The organism is Spirosoma sp. (assembly GCF_026391055.1).
Lineage (GTDB): Bacteria > Bacteroidota > Bacteroidia > Cytophagales > Spirosomataceae > Spirosoma.
Map to the genome: position 1 here is coordinate 400,542 of NZ_JAPLET010000022.1, position 17,024 is coordinate 417,565.

Below are 17,024 nucleotides of genomic sequence, written 5' to 3' on the forward strand. Positions count from 1 at the left end.
CCAATATTAACCCATAATACGGCTGACTTTGCTGACATTTCTAATTTGGCCATTATCCCACTGGAATCAATTTTATAAGCGCTCCTTTCCCTAGTTCATGCTTGACCTTACCACATTACGGGCAGATACTCCCGGTGTTCGACACGTTAGTCATTTTAACAATGCGGGTGCTTCACTCATGCCGCAACCGGTTATCGACGCCATTACCCGCCATGTAAATCTGGAAGCGGAGATTGGCGGTTATGAAGCCGCCGAAGCCCAGAAGGAAGCGATTCAGGAATTTTATACCGCCACCGCCGACTTGCTGAACACAACGGCCGATCATATTGCGGCAACGGCCAATGCGACCGACTCATACGCCCGCGCCTTATCTTCGATTCCGTTTCGGCAGGGGGATGTAATTCTCACAACCATCAACGATTACGTATCTAACCAGATCGCTTTTCTGTCGCTGCAAAAACGCTACGGTATCAGGATCGTCCGGGCGGCTGATGAGGGCAACGGGGGCGTTTCGGTGGCCGATATGGCCGATAAAATTAAAGCCCTGCACCCGCGGCTGGTGGCCGTTACACACGTGCCGACAAACTCCGGTCTGGTACAGCCGGTCGAAGCCATCGGGCAGCTTTGCCGGGAAAATGACGTACTTTATCTGGTGGATGCCTGCCAGTCCGTGGGGCAGTTGCCCGTTGATGTACGCCGGATCCAGTGCGATTTTCTGACCGCTACCTGTCGGAAGTTTTTGCGCGGACCGCGGGGCATGGGGTTTCTGTACGTCTCGGAAAAGGTGCTGGCCGCCAACATGGCACCCCTGTTCATTGACCTGCACGGGGCAGAATGGGAATCGGCAGATGCGTATCGGCTGGAGCCGACAGCAAAGCGGTTTGAGGATTGGGAGTTTCCGTATGCACTGGTCCTGGGCGCTGCCGAAGCCCATAAATACACCCTTAGAGTTGGTCTGGACGCTATTGCTGAACGGAATGCGGCTCTGTGTGCCACTTTACGCACGCATTTGGCCCAGTTGCCGGGTGTCCGGTTGCTGGATGAAGGGGCCCTGCTTTCCAGTATCATTATCCTGTATTGTGAACACAAACCAGCTGCTGAGCTAAAAGCGGCTTTGTCGGCCCGGCAAATCAATACATCGATCAGTACATACGGGGCCGCGATTCTGGATTATGCCCGTAAAGGCATGCGAACGGCGGCCCTTCGCATTTCTCCCCATTATTATAATACCGACGAAGAAATTGCCAGGTTAGTTGATACCCTGCGTAACGCCCTCAGATGAAACATCTTGCCGACTTACTGCTGTTGGGCGACCCGCGCCTGTACGAAACCTGCGAACCCGTATTCGAATCTGAATTGCCGCTGGTACCGGATTGGGTGGCGGATCTTCACAACGTAATGGAAGAAATTCGGGCCAAATACCAGTTTGGCCGGGGCATTGCAGCGCCCCAGCTGGGCATCATGAAACGGTTGATCTATCTAAACGTCGACCGCCCGCAGGTCATCATCAACCCGGAGCTGGTTGCGGTGAGTGACGAAACCGATGAGCTTTGGGATGACTGCATGAGTTTTCCGAACCTGCTTGTACGGGTTCGGCGGCATAAAAAACTCACCCTGACCTACCACGATGAACACTGGCAAACTCATACCTGGGACGTGACCGACTGGCGCATCTCTGAACTGATCCAGCACGAATACGACCATCTGAACGGAGTCCTGTGCACCATGCGGGCCATCGACGAACGGGCTTTTCAGTGGCGGCCTACTCCCCGTACCAACTTGTAAATACCATGGTTTCCCAACAAACGCTTCGCTACGAAGTCCTTTCCGTAGCCGACGCTTCCCGTCTATCTGAAGTCGCTATCCGGGCCTACTGCGATCATTATCTGCACTTATGGCACGATGCCGGGTCCTGGTACCTGGCTCGTTCATTCACCACCGAGGCTCTGGCGCAGGAACTGCTTGACGAAAATGCCCGCTTTTACCTGATTCATCTTGATGAAGAGCCTATTGGCTTTCTGAAGTTGAACCGGCTAAAACCATCGCCCTGTGAGCCGTCCCTGAATGCCCTTGAACTGGAGCGCATCTACCTGCAAAAGACAGTAACCGGAAAGGGCATCGGTACGAAAATTGTCCAGTTTGTGCTTGACCATGCCCGGCAGATCGGCAGGCAGGTTGTCTGGCTTAAAGCCATGGAAAGCAGCCAGGATGCCATTGCGTTTTACCAGCGGATGGGCTTTTTATTGTGTGGCACATCTAAACTGTCGTTCGAGGCCATGCGGGAAGAATACCGGCCTATGGTAACCATGCAGCAGATGCTTTGAGCCAGGTAAGGATAGCAGGTACCAGGTCGATGTAGTTCAGGAAAACTCTTTCAGCGAAACGGGTTGGGCGGCAAAAAGTAACGGGAGCTTCACCTGGAACCAGCCTTCGTGCTCCTGAATGACAGGCTGTTGCTGATTAAGTAACTGGTATTTTACGGCAATATTGGAAAGCCCTACTCCGTTCGATTCGACCCGCAGCGTTTTGCGTTGCAGGCTGTTTTCAACAATCAGGACATTGTCAGGGGTTGTTCGAATCCGGATTTTGAGCGGCTTTTGTGCGATGACGACGTTGTGTTTCACCGCATTCTCCACCAATAATTGTAACGTTAGCGGAGGTAAAAGTGCTTCCTGGTAGGCCTCATCGACGTCAATATCCAGACTGACGGAGCAGCCAAAGCGGGTTTTAAGTAAATGAAAATAGGATGAAATAAACCGCAGTTCAATGCTCAGGGTTGTCAGCTCATGTTCATTGCTGCGGAGCAGGTACCGGTATACTTTGGATAACTCATTTACAAACTCACCCGCCTGATTCGGGTCTTCGTCGATCAGGGACGAAAGCGTATTCAGTCCATTGAACAGAAAGTGGGGATTTATCTGGCTTTGTAAAGCCCGCATCTGCATTTCTGTTTTCTCCTGGTGCATCCGCTGTAGGGCCAGATCGGCTTCGAGGTACTCCCGACGGCGCTGTTCGCGCTCCCGCTCCAGATCTTTTTCAACGACCGCCTTATTGACCGCTTCCCGACGGTGACGGTAGGAGATGCCCAACGCAAAAAAGATCAGATCCAGCACTACCCCCGTCTGAACGTACAAATCAGGATGCTGCCAGAACAGCGACTGCTGGTTGAGGGCTGGCGATTTCAACAGTAGCAGCGTTGTGATGGAATGGTTGAGAAGCAGGGAAGCTGTTCCGGCCACGAAAAAACGGGCCACCATGTCCGTCGACCTGAAAAACGAATAGACGATATAACTCCCAACGCCTAACAGGGCAAAGCGTACCGGCTGAAGCATAATCTGGTGCACGGGCGATTGCCAGAAGTCGGTGAACAGATAGATATACGTTTTAATAACGCAGTAACCTACCAACAGGCCCTGAACAACGGTGACCCAGCGAAGAAACCTGGGCCTCTCGCGAAGGTTGAGGAAAATCTTGGCTAATTCTAGGTAAAGGATATAGCCCGAGTAGGAGAGGAGAAGCTTCTCAAAATTGGCAATGTTGAGGGGCTGATCAAAATGATTGATCGTAAAATATATCGCCCAGGTTATTGTGTATAATGAGTAGATGCCGTAGATGCGCTCCCGGTACATAAACCACTGTACCGTATTTGTCAATAGCATGGCCAGGACCATACCCAGAAAGAGCGGAGACAGTGCTTCGTAGGTCATTGATCGGATAGAAAGGGCTAAAGAGGATAAGCAAATATAGATATATCGATCTGGTTTGATTTAATCTCTCTATTTAGTGGAGATTACACTTTACGAACGGCATATTTTAAGGGTGAACCGGCATAGCTATACGCTTAGAGTGTTACTCTGAATCTGCTAAGGTTTGCTCGGTTACCCGATCAGGGCGGATTTTGTTTGAATATATCGTCACTTCACTAGGCTCCCGGCGCAATTCATGCGGCTGTTTCTACGGTTCAGGCAGCCGGTTCTGGTTCACCCGCCGGGGCATATCGTACGTTTGCATCGTTCTTCAAAAAAACAGAAACAACAAATCAATCATGCAAACGATTACCCGATTTTCTCTGATTGCTCTTGCCTTTACCCTTTCTTTTAGTCCCGCTTCGGCACAACAGCCCGTCCGGCGTACAGCCGCCAAGCCGGTTACCAGACCAGCCTCAACAGTGGCGCGGACTTCGGCCGGTCAGCCGAAAAAAACAACGGCGACGCCAACGACAGCAACCGCCAAACCAGATGCCGCGATACAGGTACCCGTAGAACAAGCGGCTCCTGCACCCGTAATAGCCCGCCAAAAAGAGTCCAATTCGCAATCGGTAGCCCAATCACCAGCTACTCACAAGGGTCCGGCTGCACCGGTAAAAACTGACGGGGACAAACACGTCTACATAAATGCCGGTATTGGCCTGGCAACGTATTATGGTGGCGGGTTACCGCTAGGCGTATCGGCCGAAGTTGATCTGAAGAATAACGTATCTATTGGCGGCTCTGTCGATTATTTCCGCTATAACTACGGCTATTACGCTGGTGGCTACACATTCATCTACGCCGGTGGCCGCGTTTCATACCACCTGGGCGATGCTCTAAAGGTGGAGAGCCCTAATTTTGATCCGTACATCGGTGCCTCGCTGGGTTTTCGTCATGCCAGCTATCGTGATTCGTTCGGCTATAGCTATAGCGATTACGGCAGCGGCTACAACAGCGGTTTATGGCTGGGAATTCATGCCGGTGCGCGTTATCTGTTCAGCCCGAAGATCGGTGCCTTTGCCGAAGTAGGGTATGGCGTTTCGGCGCTCAAACTGGGTCTTACCGCGAAATTTTAAGAACGAATGAACCCCCTCCGTGGCTGGTTCAACAGACTTGGGCGCTTGGTACCCTGAGCCGAATCAAGTCTCCGGTCTGAACTCTTCCTCTTTTTAATTTATCACAACAAATACTCATGAACAATATTATTGATATTCGTTTTTCGGCCTTGTTGATTCTGCTGGTGGCCGCTTTGGTAACAGCCTGTAAGAAAGACGACAATAACGCTCCAACGCCCGATTTAGGGACACAGGTAGCCGGGATGTATACCTACTCCGAACTTAAAACAGAGGGCAAAACCTATCCGGCCAGCGATACGAACCTGAAGGGAACCATCACGCTGACCCGGCAAACACCTACAACGGTTGCTATTCAGCTGGCTATCGTTCACAAAGCCACAAACGAAACCTTTGCCGATGATGCTGCTAAGGATGTAGATGTGGTAGAATCTGCCAGTGGAACCATCGAACTGCATTACAACGGAGATACTATCGCAAAGATCAACGGGAGTAAAATCAGTATTGAAGGTGAAGATGATGCCGGTACGGTATTTACCCTCTCTGCCACGAAGTAACCTCAGCACCAGCTTCTCCCTTGTAGTAGGGGAGAAGCTTTGTTTTTAAATGCAGTCGTGATTTTTATTTCCTGTATTCGCCTGATAGCTACCTGGTTTTCCCGGATGAACTATGTGCGTACGACACTTCAGTCGCGCGTTCCTGGGCCTAAAAGGTGGGAACGAGCATCGGAACTCGCTGCCTGTAGTGTATATACTGCCATCCGAAGGTTTCAACCAGCTTACGCTCTTCATAAAAAATACCGATCCGGATGTACCCGAAGGCTGCCAGACTAAACAGTAAATTCTTCCAGTAGGGCTGAAACGCAATAAGTCCGGCTAAGCTGATGAGGGTACCCAGATACAAGGGATGCCGAACGTATTTGAACAGGCCAGTCTGTTGTAATTGACCGTTGGTCGCTGTAGGGTGATTAATAGGCCAGCCAATGAATTCGGCAAGATCATATTTCCGCAGGGCAACAAGGGCAAGGAACGCACCTACGGCTATCAAATAACCGCCAATCCAGACGGAGCCGAGCCAGTCGTAAACAGGCTCGGCCGGTGCCAGGCGAAGGGTGTGTATGACGGGGATAAATGTGAATATGGCCAGCCCGTTATACAGGAGCCGATAATAGGGTTGGGCTATGTACCGAAAGAACAGGCTTTTAAACCAGTGAGCGGCTGTAAGACTATGAAATGCGCCAAATATTGCCCAGCTTAAGCAAATGAGGATGTAAGCAGTCATACGCAAATGAATTGAAGTATCAGGCAGGAATAAGTTCCTCTGTGGATAGTTGAATTAACTAATAGCTACCTGCTAAAGGCAGAACAAAACAATTCATACGCTATTTTTTACAGTTCAGTCAAAATTTTCCGCAGTTCGTACGTTCTCGTGTCAGGAATGCCCAACATATAAGCCAGTTTCGGCATTCATTATATGATGAGCTGCCGTACCAACTGGATAAAGCATCTTGTAAGGGTAATGCACCGACCTCGTTTCTTTTCGACATACGAGTGGTGGTATCATCTGTTTATGATGCCCCTGCTGTTTCCCGTTGGTAATTACTACATCATCGGTACCCGCTACTTTACCGATCTTCTGGTTTTTATCGTAGGAACGTGTCTGGTGTTTGGGCTTTACTGGCTATCTGTTGTAGCCCTTACAATAGCCATCAGGGCTGTTATTAAACGTTACCCGACGGCCAGCCAGACGCTGCGCCGGATGCTGGTTATGCTGGCCGTGGTGAGTGCGTTGACAGGCTTACTGGCCTGTCTGGATGTCTGGGTGTATAGCTCGGTACCCCTAACGGGAACTCAGTTTATCTGGCCTGTCATTCGGCCGGTTCTGGTGCTGGGGTTACTCTTTGGGGTATTTCTGTGTATGGTACTAGGCCTGGTATACATGTACAGCCAGTGGAACAAAGACCTTCGGGAGGACGAAGAGCTTCAGCGTGATGTTATCCAGGGGCAATACGATTCATTGAAAGGTCAGCTGAATCCGCATTTCCTGTTCAATGCCCTCGATTCACTCGCTGGCCTTATCCGTGAGGAACCCAGGCACGCAGAAGCGTTTGTCGATAAACTGGCCTTCGTATATCGGTACATGCTGCAATCCGGTCGGCAGCTGAATGCGGCAGCAACGGCTGGGTCGGGGGAACTGGTAACCCTGCTGGCAGAACTGGAGTTCATTGATTCGTATGCCGACCTTCTCAACATCCGGTACGGGCAGAGCCTTCAGATCGAACGTCCCGACTTGCGAAAAATACCGTTAGCCAATTACCACCTGCCACCCTTAACAATACAATCCTTGATTGATAACGCCATTAAACAAAACAGGATGTCGGCACATGATCCGCTGATTATTCGAATTGAGATCACAACCGAAGGGTGGATGCAGGTGACCAGCAACCGTCAGCAAAAGGTTAACCGGATAGCATTGGGTGGTCCCGGCTGAGGGGCTTCCGGTTACAGTCTATCCCGTAATTATGCCAGTTGAAGTAACACCGGCTCGCCTTGTTCAAGCAGCGAGTCTATCTTTAGTTATTGTATGAATCCAGACCGAGCCAACAGCAGCATTTGATTCGATAAGCTAACCAGAGCATCCATGAAAAAGACCCATGTTGACCGTATTCGTCGCTGGCTTCGCCTGACGACCCGTGGGATGTGGTCATACATGCTGCTGATGCCCTGGTTTGTGCCGCTGATCAGTTATTTGCTCGTTGGGCAGTCGTACATCAGCCATTGGCAATCGTTCACAGGGGCTACGTTGCTCATCTGGCTCCTGTCGACAGTTGCCTTTGTGACCCACGACTGGGCGGCCAATGCGATTGCCCATCGGTATCCCAGCCTGCGGCAAACGGTGCTTCGGGCGGGATTGACCGTCGCTGCGTTTTGCGGGCTGTCGGGTTCGTTTCTGCTACTATATACCTGGTATTTCATTAACTACCGGCCTTTTAGCTCGCAGCTTACCTACGAAGGCGTATCAAGCGTCTATATTTTTGATTTCATCGCTATTCTCCTACTGGTTGGTATCTACGAAACATCCTATTCGCTTTACCGCTGGCAACAGCACCAGATGAACAAGGAGAAACTCAAAAAGGAAAACCTGCAGGGCCAGTTACAGGGGTTGAAAAGTCAGGTCAATCCGCACTTTCTTTTCAATAGCCTCAACTCACTGTCCTCACTGATTGCCGACGAACCCCAGCGCGCTGAGCAATTTGTCAATGAAATGGCCAGCGTATACCGGTACATGCTCCAGACGAATACAAGGGCGTCAACTTTATCGTCAGCCAATCGGTGGGGTGATACTATGGGAGTTGCTGAAGAAGACTCCGGCGATGAGGATGCCGATCAACTAACCTCGCTGGATAATGAACTGACGTTTATTGAGTCGTATTATCACCTGCTTAAAACACGACACGGGGCCGGACTGGACCTGACCATTCGGGTCAATGAGCGATACCGGCAGCACAGAATTCCGATGCTTACCCTCCAGTTACTGGTCGAAAACGCGGTAAAACACAACGTCGTTCTGGCGAGCAAGCCACTGAAAATCGAGATTCTGACTACTGAAGCCGGACAGCTCATCGTCCGGAATAACCTACAGCGGAAGAACATCCGGTCGGGCCTCAACCGGTTCGAATCCACTCAATCCGGACTTATGAATATTCAGGCAAAGTACCAGTTGCTGGGCTATCCTCAGCTGGCCATTGCTGCCGGTCCAGACTACTTTACAGTTACCTTACCTCTACTGACAAAAACGCAAACGAACTTATGAATGCCCTCATTGTTGAAGATGAAGAACTAGCAGTACGCAAGCTCAGGAAATTGCTGACCGAAGTAGCGCCCGATCTGCTCGTGGCGGGCGTAACCGCCAGCATTGATGATACCGTCGACTGGCTGGAAAATCTGCGGACAACGGGCCAGCCCGAACCTGACCTGATCTTTCTGGATATTGAACTGGCCGACGGACAGAGTTTCGAGATTTTTGAACGTACCACCGTGCGTAGCACCGTCATTTTTACCACTTCGTATGATGAGTACGCCCTTCAGGCTTTTAAGGTCAACAGCATCGACTACCTGCTGAAACCCGTGCAACGGGAAGATTTGCAGCGTAGCCTTAAAAAATATGAGGATCTGCGCCAGCGGTCGACTGAAACGCCGAGCCTGAATATTGAAAAGCTGTTGCAGCAGCTTCAGAGTCAGGTATCGCGCGATTTTCGGCAGCGCTTTCTGGTGCGTCAGGGCCAGCGAATGCTCTCAGTAGAGGTGGGCGAGATCGCGTATTTTTATACCGAAGACCGCTATAGTTTTTTTGCCATGCATACCGGGCAGAAGTTTCTGGTCGATTACACTCTCGATGAGCTTTCTGACGCCCTCGATCCGGCCCGTTTCTTCCGGATCAACCGGGGGGTTATCGTGACGCATCAGGCTGTAGAGCAGATACAGCCTTATTTCGGTAATCGGCTAGCTTTGCAACTAAAGCCTATTTTTGACAAAGAAGCCCTTGTCAGTCGCGAAAAAGTAAGTGATTTTAAGCAGTGGATGGGTAAATGACGCCGAAACTTGTTCGGCATGGTTGAGCTTGTTTGTGGTCAAAACTGGTTAGGTCAGTAGGAAGGCGGTATATTTGCGTCATTCTTTTACGTGATAGAACGCCCATGTTTAGTCTCAACAACCTCCTCCGACCGCATATTCTTACCCTGATGCCTTACTCCTCCGCGCGCGATGAGTATACCGGTAAAGAGGGGGTATTTCTTGATGCCAATGAAAATCCGCTGGGTTCCACCACCACCGGAAACTATAACCGTTACCCCGACCCGCACCAGTGGGCCATCAAACAACGGCTGGCTCCCATTAAGGGCGTTCGGCCAGAGCAGATTTTCCTGGGTAATGGCTCCGACGAACCCATCGACCTCCTCGTTCGGGCTACCTGTACGCCGGGTACGGATTCTATCTTGATTATGCCGCCAACCTATGGCATGTACGAAGTGTCGGCGGCAATTAACGACGTTAAGGTTACGAAAGTCCCCCTGACCGCCGATTTTCTGGTGGATACCGATGCCGTACTGGCCGCTATTACCGATACCACGAAACTGATCTGGTTATGTTCACCCAACAATCCGTCGGGTAACCTGCTTCAGCCTGAGTCCATCCGGACAATCCTTGATGCGGCTCAACAATCGCTGGTGATTGTTGACGAAGCGTACATCGACTTTGCTGATGTGCCGTCCTGGACCAGCGAGCTGGATAACTACCCGAATCTGGTCGTGCTGCAAACCTTTTCGAAAGCCTGGGGACTGGCGGCACTGCGGCTCGGTATGTGCTTTGCCTCGGAGGAGTTGATTCGAATAATGAACAAGATAAAGCCTCCGTATAACATCTCCGCGCCTACGCAGGCCCTGGCTCTTGAAGCCCTGGGCAACGAATCGGAAAAGAACGGTATGGTGGCGCAGATCCTGGCCGAACGGCAGTCGCTGGCCGATGAATTACGGGCGCTGCCAATGGTGCAGGTTGTACACCCCTCGGATGCCAACTTCCTGCTTGTTCAATTTGTCGATGCCAAAGGGACCTTCGAATACCTCATTGAGCAGCAGGTTATTGTTCGTGATCGGTCAAACGTGAAACTTTGCGACGGCTGTCTGCGTATTTCGGTGGGTACATCGACCGAAAACGAGCGGTTGATGGCTGTACTCCGGCAAATTCACGACGTGTCCCCGGCAACTGATTTGCCCCTCGGCACGGGTGATGACGCCACCCGGCCCGAACTTGTATCAAACGCGTAGGCTGTCTGTTTGGTAAATCTTGATCCTGTTACGTCAGGTAGAAAGGATGGTCTAAGCAGGATGAACGTTTAAAAGCTTTATGAGAAAATTAATCTTGGTTGCGGCACTGGGTATACTGGGCTGGCTAACAGTGCCGACTACGGCTCGGGCACAATACAATAACTGGTCGGTGGGCGTCCGGTTGGGTGAACCATCGGGCGTGAACATCCGCAAATATTTTGGCAATAACCACGCCTTCGACCTGAACATCGGTACCTATGGTGGGCTATACGGCACCAAACGCAGTTACCGCCCCGGCGACTATAAAACGGTTGGGCTGACCATTCAGGGACATTATCTCTGGCATACGGCGATTACTAAAAGTGAAAGTTTACGGGCCTATTATGGTTTTGGGGGCCAGATCAACAACCGACGCACGTACCCGCTCCGGCTTAATGGCGAATACCAGAATACACTGTCGTTGGGTGGTTCAGGCATTGGCGGCCTCGAATATTTTCCGGTGAACAAGCCCTATTCGTTTTTCCTCGAAACGGGTGCCTATGTCGAACTGCTCCAAGCGCCGTTCTTCCTGAGCCTGAATACAGGAATCGGGTTGCGGTATAATTTTTAGAAGGGGTGAGGAGTTGGGAGCGAGGATCGGACCGCCGAAGCGGTGAGGAGGGCTGACGCGTCATAAATACCGCCGGATGGCTCTCACCGCTTCGGCGGTCCGATCCTCGCTCCCAACTCCTCACCCCTAAAAAACACCCATGTTCAAAATATACAGTTCTTCGGCTGGGTCGGGGAAAACTTATACGCTCACGAAAGAGTACCTGAAGCTGGCGTTGCGGCCCGGTGAGAAGGACGACTATTTTCGCCGGATTCTTGCCGTGACGTTCACCAATGCAGCTGCCAACGAGATGAAGAACCGGATTCTGAAAAACCTGTCCGAGATGGCCGGTGAAAAAGAATCCCCCTTGCTTGATGTTCTGGTCACTGAACTCTATGGTATCGAGTCGGGGGCTGAATCGTTTTACGAAACGAAAATAGAATTGCGCAAAAAGGCATCTACCGTTTTCAGAACGATTCTGCACCGGTATGCCGATTTCAGCGTAACCACCATTGATTCCTTCACGCAGCGAGTTGTGATGGCCTTTACGGATGAGCTGGGGTTGCCCTATTCCTTCGATGTCGAAATGGACACCGACGAAGTGCTGGAACTGGCCATCGACAACCTCATTGAAAAGGCCGGTACCGATGAGATGGAAGAAATTACGACCATCTTGAGCGAGTACTATACCCACACGGCCGCTGAAGGCAAAAGCTGGAACCAGCTTCCGGAATTGCTGAAAGAATTTGGCCGAAACCTCACCTCCGATCAGTTTTATGAAGCTGTCAATGCGGCCCAGAAATTATCGCCGGGAGCCTTGCGTGCCATTCGTGCTCAGTTACTGAACCACAACCAGCAGATCGAAACGGACATCATCGGGCAGGGGCAGCGCGCCTGGAAACTGATTACGGATGCGGGGCTGGACGAAAAAGATTTCAGTTACGGAGCCAGTGGCGTTGGGGGCTTTTTGAAAGCAGTTGCCGAAGGAAACGCGCATAAAGATGCCGGTACGCGCGTCAGCAACGCGTTGACGAATAAGGAGTGGTATACCAAAAAGACACCGCTTCCCGTGCAAGCCATGATCGACAACATGGCCGAAGAATTAGGTGCGTGTATCTCAGAAATACTTCGTATCCGGGAGGAGAGCAACCATCAGGTAACCCTGTTCGATTGCCTGCTGCCCCATTTGCAGAAACTGGCTCTGCTTAAGCAAATGCGCCTTGAGTTCGATGATCTGCTGCGAAAAGACGGCCGGGTTCACATCTCCGAATTCAATAAAAAGATTCTGAATATTGTCGCATCGGAACCGGTGCCGTTCCTGTATGAGCGGCTGGGTACAAAATACAACCACATCCTGATCGATGAGTTTCAGGATACGTCACGCCTGCAATTCGCCAACCTGTTGCCGCTTATCGAGAACTCCCTGGGTGCCGACCATTTCAATCTGGCCGTGGGCGACGGTAAACAGGCCATTTACCGCTTCCGGGGGGGCGACATGGACCAGATCGTTGCCCTGCACCGCAAAGACCTCGATACACTGAAACAGGCGCATAACCCCGGTTCTTGGACCGCCGACCGCATTGACATGCTCGATGGGCATCTGAAAGACGAACTGCTCGATACCAACTGGCGAAGCGCCGAACCCATCGTTCGCTTCAACAACGATTTTTTTGAGTTTACCGCCCGTAAGTTTGAAAGTCAACACCCGAAGCTGACCGATGTATTCGACAGTCAGAAACTGTTTCACCAGAAAGCGCAGCCTAAGGCCAATCTAGCCGGGCATGTGCAGATCGACTTCGTTGCCAAAGACGAAGCGACGGATAAAGACCTGACCGCTCAGATGCTCGAAAAAGCGATGGAGCACCTGAATAAAGCCCTGGACGACGGGTACAAATACGGTGACATCGCTATCCTGTGCCGGAAAAAATCGCACGCAAAAGCACTCGCCAACGAGCTAAATGCCAGGCGGATACCGCTCGTGTCGGCCGATTCGCTGTCGCTGGAGTTTTCCGATCCGGTCAAGTGGCTGGTTACGCTCATGCAACTGCTGCAACGGCCCGACCAGAAACTGCTTCGTTATGAATTGCTGTATCTGTTCCATCGGGTAGTACAGGATATTTTTCCAGACAATACGCTTACCACCAAACTTCGATCTGTTGCGGAGAGCGATATCGACGCACTCTACGCCTACCTGGCCGAAGAAGGTTATCCCCTCGACCCGTATGCGCTCGGGCAACTCAATCCATACGAGCTGGCCGAGCGATTGACCGCTCAATTCGGTCTGTTCAATCAGGCGGAGCATAACCCGTTCCTCTTTCGGTTCCTCGACGAAGTACTGGCGTTTAATCAGAAGCGGAGTGGCCACCTGAGCGACTTTCTGTTGTATTGGGAAGGGGTTCGGCAGAAGATTTCGGTAGAGGGAAACGCCCGCAATGCGGTGAGTATACAAACCGTTCACAAATCCAAAGGCCTTGAGTTTCCGGTGGTTATCATCCCTTTCGCCAACTGGCGGGTGGAGCCCATCAACGACAGTACTATCTGGCTCGATCTGAGCAGTATTCGGAGCGATATACTGACGCACGAAAACAGCACCGGGGAGCTGACCCGGTTGTTATCGGCGCCTGCCAATACGACCAGTAAACTGCGGGGTGCTCCGGCTGTTGTAGCGGCTCAGTACGAAGAGGAACTGACGCGGACGTTTCTGGAAAATATGAATATGCTCTACGTGGCCTTCACCCGCCCAACGGATCGGTTGTACGTCATTAGTGAAGCAAAGGATTTCAGTAAAGGTCAGCAAAACACCATTAGCCACTGGCTGAATGCGTTTCTGCGCGATAGCGAAGTGGCCCGTAATTGCGGCTGTGCCTGGCAGGAAGGTGTATTTAGTTACCAGATCAGCCTATGCGCCGATTATTTCCCTCATCACAAAGCTGATGATTCCCTTGATGAAATCGTACTGGACGAAATCGTCAGCGGGCACCGGGGACAGGACTTACAACTTCGCCGTCAGGCCGACCGGATGTTCGATGTTGCTACGTTTGAGCGCACTCGCGAACGCGACCGTAAGCTTTGCGCGGCACTCAGTCTGATCAGGGGTGCCGAAAGCATCGACAAAGTACTCCGCCAACTCGTTAGCGAAGGGCTCGTCCGGCAGGTAGAATGTGGCGAACTAAAGCAAAGTCTGCTGGGCATTGTTTCGCATCCCGCTTTATCAGCCCTGTTCGATTCTACCTTGCGGATCGATACAGATCGCAGCATTCTAAGTAATAAGCGGGTACACGGCGCCCCGCACCGGGTGGTGCATTTCCCTGATGGGCACATCGTGCTCGTGCAATATGAGTCGAAAGCCCTTTCGCCGGAAGCAGAGGCTGTACCCGCATTGGAACCAGAATCGGCAAAAACGTACTCCCCAACGGACACCCTGAAGTACTTTACCCGTTTGTACCGGGATATGGGGTTTGCGGAAGTAGAAGGCCGGTTGGTGTATCTGGCTGACGAGCCCGATGTAGTGAAGGTGGTGTAAGAATGTATGATACTCACAATAGGATGAATAGTATGAAAGGTAGTTGCCGGAAAAAGATTTTAGGTTTGCTCGTTTTTTTTCAATCGACATTCATTGTCAGTGCGTCTCTGGCTCAGTCGCCTTATGCATTAAAGACGGGTCGGGAGCTTACCCTGCTGGGGGCGGGTGTCGCATCGTTTGGCACATCCGTCCTGCTCGGTTCAACCGTCGACCCGCTGACCAGCGCTCAGGTAGCGTCTCTTAATCGAACGGAAGTCAATACGTTCGATCGGAGCGCGACCTACCACTGGTCACCAACTGCCGATAAGCTGAGCGATGTGGCACTGGCCGGAAATGTAGCAACGCTAGGTTTACTGGCTCTGGGCACGAAAACGATGCGGCAGGATTTTAAAACGGTTGCCGTGATGTATATCGAAACGATAGCTCTGTCCAGTGGTATCGAACGGACCGTAAAGGCTATTACACAGCGGAGTCGGCCGTTTGTACACAACCCCGCTGCGCCATTGGAAGAGAAACTGACACGCGATGCCAGCCAGTCGTTTTTCTCCGGCCACGCCACCATTTCCTTTTCCACGGCGGTCTTTATGGGTGAAGTATTTCGGCATTATTTTCCGCATTCCCGACTAAAACCGGTTGTTTGGGTTGGAGCGTTGGGGCTGGCATCTGCCTCGTCTATCCTTCGCTATGAAGCCGGTTTGCACTACCCGACTGACTTGCTCGCCGGGGCCGCATTCGGGTCGCTGGTGGGTTGGGGGATCCCGAAACTACATGAGGTTAAAAACCAGAGCGAACTGGGCCGTCGGTTGGATATACAGCCTTGGAGTAACGGCGCGGCCAATGGAATTTACCTGCGCTTAGCGGTGTTTTCGCGTTAATAGATATAATCTTCTATGAATATACTGATGTTGTGTACGGGTATTGGGCTTGCGCTGCTGGGAGCTGGCATCTGGCGTTATAAGGCAACGCACCTCTTATCGAACGTGGACAGTAATCAAGTTGATCCGTCAAAAAAAGACGGCCTGGCCCGGTATGCAGGGCTGTATTGTATAGGAGTTGGAGGTATCTTTTTCGGATTGTCCTTTGTAATTGAACGGTTCACAACAGAAAGAGAGTTACTTCTTGTAATTGGTGGTACGGTGGTCCTCATTATGATTGCCACTGCTATTTATTTGTCGGGGCTGGGGCGTTTCATGAAGAAGTAGAGAGTGCCTGCCGTTCATCTGTGAGTTTTACTGAAATGACTAAAATTACTGAACACATCAAAGCCGCTAACGGCAAACCTATTTTCTCTATTGAAGTCATTCCGCCCATCAAGGGGGATAATCTGAAAAGTCTGCTCGATAATATCGAGCCGCTCATGGAGTTCAAGCCGCCCTTTATTGATGTTACCTACCACCGTGAAGAATACATTGAACGGCCCCTTCCCGATGGCACCATTCAGAAAATAGTAACCCGCAAACGGCCCGGTACCGTGGGTATCTGTTCGGCCATCATGCATCGGTTTGGGGTGGACCCCGTACCGCACGTGCTTTGTGGAGGGTTCAGCCGGGAAGAAACCGAAGATTTCCTGATCGACCTGCATTACCTGGGTATCGATAACGCGTTGGTGCTTCGTGGCGATCCGGCCAAGCCGTTCTCGACCTTCAAAGCCAAAGAAAATGGCTATTCCTACGCCAGTGAATTGGTTGAGCAGGTGGCCAATATGAACAAGGGTATCTACCTGCACGAAGAAGATACGGCTTTGGCTCCCAGTAACTTCTGTATTGGCGTAGCGGCTTATCCCGAAAAACATTTCGAAGCTGTTGATCACGACATTGACTTTCAGTACCTCAAACAGAAAATTGATAAAGGGGCGGATTACATCGTAACCCAGATGTTCTTCGACAATGCCAAATACCTGAGTTTTGTGGAGCGCTGTCGGCAGGAGGGGATCATGGTGCCAATAATCCCAGGTTTAAAACCACTCAGCACTCGCAAGCATCTCCAGATTCTACCAAAGCTGTTTCACCTTCACATGCCGGAGGATTTGGTCCGTGCCGTTGAAGCCTGCGAAAACGACCAGCAGGCTCGGCAGGTGGGAGTGGAGTGGTGCATTCAGCAGTGCCGCGAGTTGATAAAAGCGGGCGCTCCTGTTATGCACTTCTACACCATGGGCAAATCCGACAACATCATGAAAATTGCTCAGGAAGTTTTCTAAAACGACTGCACTTGTATAAAACGGTTGGGGGTCGTGGTTTCAGATTTGAAACCACGACCCCCAACCGTTTTA

16 protein-coding genes are annotated in these 17,024 nt (G+C 51.3%); 14 read left to right on the plus strand and 2 right to left on the minus strand.

What is annotated here, in order from left to right:
- Positions 1-97: 97 nt before the first annotated feature.
- Genes NT073_RS16810 through NT073_RS16820 form a run of 3 tightly spaced genes read left to right on the plus strand, consistent with a single transcriptional unit; the run spans position 98 to position 2,324 of the window.
- Positions 98-1,282 carry an aminotransferase class V-fold PLP-dependent enzyme gene (locus tag NT073_RS16810; protein WP_297375662.1) on the plus strand — a complete coding sequence of 395 codons (1,185 nt, stop codon included), beginning with the start codon at positions 98-100 and terminating at the stop codon, positions 1,280-1,282.
- Entirely contained in the window at positions 1,279-1,785 is a 507-nt protein-coding gene (locus tag NT073_RS16815) for a peptide deformylase (RefSeq protein ID WP_297375664.1), read from the plus strand. Before NT073_RS16810 ends, NT073_RS16815 begins: the two co-directional genes overlap by 4 nt.
- Before the next feature lie 5 nt (positions 1,786-1,790).
- Positions 1,791-2,324 (plus strand): GNAT family N-acetyltransferase, encoded by a 534-nt coding sequence (locus NT073_RS16820; protein ID WP_297375666.1) that lies wholly within the window; start codon positions 1,791-1,793, stop codon positions 2,322-2,324.
- Between the two features lie 36 nt (positions 2,325-2,360).
- On the opposite strand, the gene NT073_RS16825 is transcribed toward NT073_RS16820, so the two are convergent.
- A complete protein-coding gene (locus tag NT073_RS16825; RefSeq protein ID WP_297375668.1) occupies positions 2,361-3,707 on the minus strand; it encodes a histidine kinase in 1,347 nt (448 codons plus the stop codon).
- A 338-nt stretch (positions 3,708-4,045) separates the two neighbouring features.
- Here NT073_RS16825 and NT073_RS16830 point away from each other — a divergent pair, with 338 nt between their 5' ends.
- Complete coding sequence (locus NT073_RS16830; RefSeq protein ID WP_297375670.1) at positions 4,046-4,825, plus strand: hypothetical protein; 780 nt, start codon at positions 4,046-4,048, stop codon at positions 4,823-4,825.
- 116 nt (positions 4,826-4,941) lie between these two features.
- The gene (locus tag NT073_RS16835) at positions 4,942-5,379 is read left to right on the plus strand and encodes a hypothetical protein (protein ID WP_297375672.1); all 438 of its coding nucleotides are present in this window, start codon (positions 4,942-4,944) and stop codon (positions 5,377-5,379) included.
- Positions 5,380-5,527: 148 nt separating this feature from the next.
- Here NT073_RS16835 and NT073_RS16840 read toward each other — a convergent pair whose 3' ends face one another.
- Positions 5,528-6,103, minus strand: coding sequence for an isoprenylcysteine carboxylmethyltransferase family protein (locus NT073_RS16840; protein WP_297375675.1), 576 nt, complete (start codon positions 6,101-6,103; stop codon positions 5,528-5,530).
- 237 nt (positions 6,104-6,340) lie between these two features.
- On the opposite strand from NT073_RS16840, the gene NT073_RS16845 reads away from it, so the two are divergent.
- The 9 genes from NT073_RS16845 (at position 6,341) to metF (ending at position 16,952) form a co-directional block, all read left to right on the plus strand.
- Entirely contained in the window at positions 6,341-7,312 is a 972-nt protein-coding gene (locus NT073_RS16845) for a sensor histidine kinase (protein WP_297375677.1), read from the plus strand.
- Between the two features lie 150 nt (positions 7,313-7,462).
- Positions 7,463-8,635 carry a histidine kinase gene (locus tag NT073_RS16850; RefSeq protein ID WP_297375679.1) on the plus strand — a complete coding sequence of 391 codons (1,173 nt, stop codon included), beginning with the start codon at positions 7,463-7,465 and terminating at the stop codon, positions 8,633-8,635.
- A complete protein-coding gene (locus tag NT073_RS16855) occupies positions 8,632-9,414 on the plus strand; it encodes a LytTR family DNA-binding domain-containing protein (protein ID WP_297375681.1) in 783 nt (260 codons plus the stop codon). Before NT073_RS16850 ends, NT073_RS16855 begins: the two co-directional genes overlap by 4 nt.
- Before the next feature lie 104 nt (positions 9,415-9,518).
- Entirely contained in the window at positions 9,519-10,643 is a 1,125-nt protein-coding gene (gene hisC / locus NT073_RS16860) for a histidinol-phosphate transaminase (RefSeq protein ID WP_297375683.1), read from the plus strand.
- A gap of 79 nt (positions 10,644-10,722) precedes the next feature.
- Positions 10,723-11,253, plus strand: a complete 531-nt coding sequence (locus tag NT073_RS16865; protein WP_297375685.1) for a hypothetical protein — start codon at positions 10,723-10,725, stop codon at positions 11,251-11,253.
- A 139-nt stretch (positions 11,254-11,392) separates the two neighbouring features.
- On the plus strand, positions 11,393-14,755 hold the full coding sequence (locus NT073_RS16870; protein ID WP_297375687.1) for a UvrD-helicase domain-containing protein: 3,363 nt from the start codon (positions 11,393-11,395) through the stop codon (positions 14,753-14,755).
- A gap of 32 nt (positions 14,756-14,787) precedes the next feature.
- Entirely contained in the window at positions 14,788-15,630 is an 843-nt protein-coding gene (locus NT073_RS16875; RefSeq protein ID WP_297377045.1) for a phosphatase PAP2 family protein, read from the plus strand.
- Between the two features lie 15 nt (positions 15,631-15,645).
- A complete protein-coding gene (locus NT073_RS16880) occupies positions 15,646-15,957 on the plus strand; it encodes a hypothetical protein (protein ID WP_297375689.1) in 312 nt (103 codons plus the stop codon).
- Positions 15,958-15,992: 35 nt separating this feature from the next.
- Positions 15,993-16,952, plus strand: coding sequence for a methylenetetrahydrofolate reductase [NAD(P)H] (gene metF, locus NT073_RS16885; protein ID WP_297375691.1), 960 nt, complete (start codon positions 15,993-15,995; stop codon positions 16,950-16,952).
- The last annotated feature ends 72 nt before the right edge of the window (positions 16,953-17,024 follow it).

Coding starts and splice junctions, on each gene's coding strand:
- NT073_RS16810 (WP_297375662.1), top strand. CDS start 98: ATGCTTGACCTTACCACATTACGGGCAGATACTCCCGGTGTTCGACAC.
- NT073_RS16815 (WP_297375664.1), top strand. CDS start 1,279: ATGAAACATCTTGCCGACTTACTGCTGTTGGGCGACCCGCGCCTGTAC.
- NT073_RS16820 (WP_297375666.1), top strand. CDS start 1,791: ATGGTTTCCCAACAAACGCTTCGCTACGAAGTCCTTTCCGTAGCCGAC.
- NT073_RS16825 (WP_297375668.1), bottom strand. CDS start 3,707: ATGACCTACGAAGCACTGTCTCCGCTCTTTCTGGGTATGGTCCTGGCC.
- NT073_RS16830 (WP_297375670.1), top strand. CDS start 4,046: ATGCAAACGATTACCCGATTTTCTCTGATTGCTCTTGCCTTTACCCTT.
- NT073_RS16835 (WP_297375672.1), top strand. CDS start 4,942: ATGAACAATATTATTGATATTCGTTTTTCGGCCTTGTTGATTCTGCTG.
- NT073_RS16840 (WP_297375675.1), bottom strand. CDS start 6,103: ATGACTGCTTACATCCTCATTTGCTTAAGCTGGGCAATATTTGGCGCA.
- NT073_RS16845 (WP_297375677.1), top strand. CDS start 6,341: ATGCACCGACCTCGTTTCTTTTCGACATACGAGTGGTGGTATCATCTG.
- NT073_RS16850 (WP_297375679.1), top strand. CDS start 7,463: ATGAAAAAGACCCATGTTGACCGTATTCGTCGCTGGCTTCGCCTGACG.
- NT073_RS16855 (WP_297375681.1), top strand. CDS start 8,632: ATGAATGCCCTCATTGTTGAAGATGAAGAACTAGCAGTACGCAAGCTC.
- hisC (WP_297375683.1), top strand. CDS start 9,519: ATGTTTAGTCTCAACAACCTCCTCCGACCGCATATTCTTACCCTGATG.
- NT073_RS16865 (WP_297375685.1), top strand. CDS start 10,723: ATGAGAAAATTAATCTTGGTTGCGGCACTGGGTATACTGGGCTGGCTA.
- NT073_RS16870 (WP_297375687.1), top strand. CDS start 11,393: ATGTTCAAAATATACAGTTCTTCGGCTGGGTCGGGGAAAACTTATACG.
- NT073_RS16875 (WP_297377045.1), top strand. CDS start 14,788: ATGAAAGGTAGTTGCCGGAAAAAGATTTTAGGTTTGCTCGTTTTTTTT.
- NT073_RS16880 (WP_297375689.1), top strand. CDS start 15,646: ATGAATATACTGATGTTGTGTACGGGTATTGGGCTTGCGCTGCTGGGA.
- metF (WP_297375691.1), top strand. CDS start 15,993: ATGACTAAAATTACTGAACACATCAAAGCCGCTAACGGCAAACCTATT.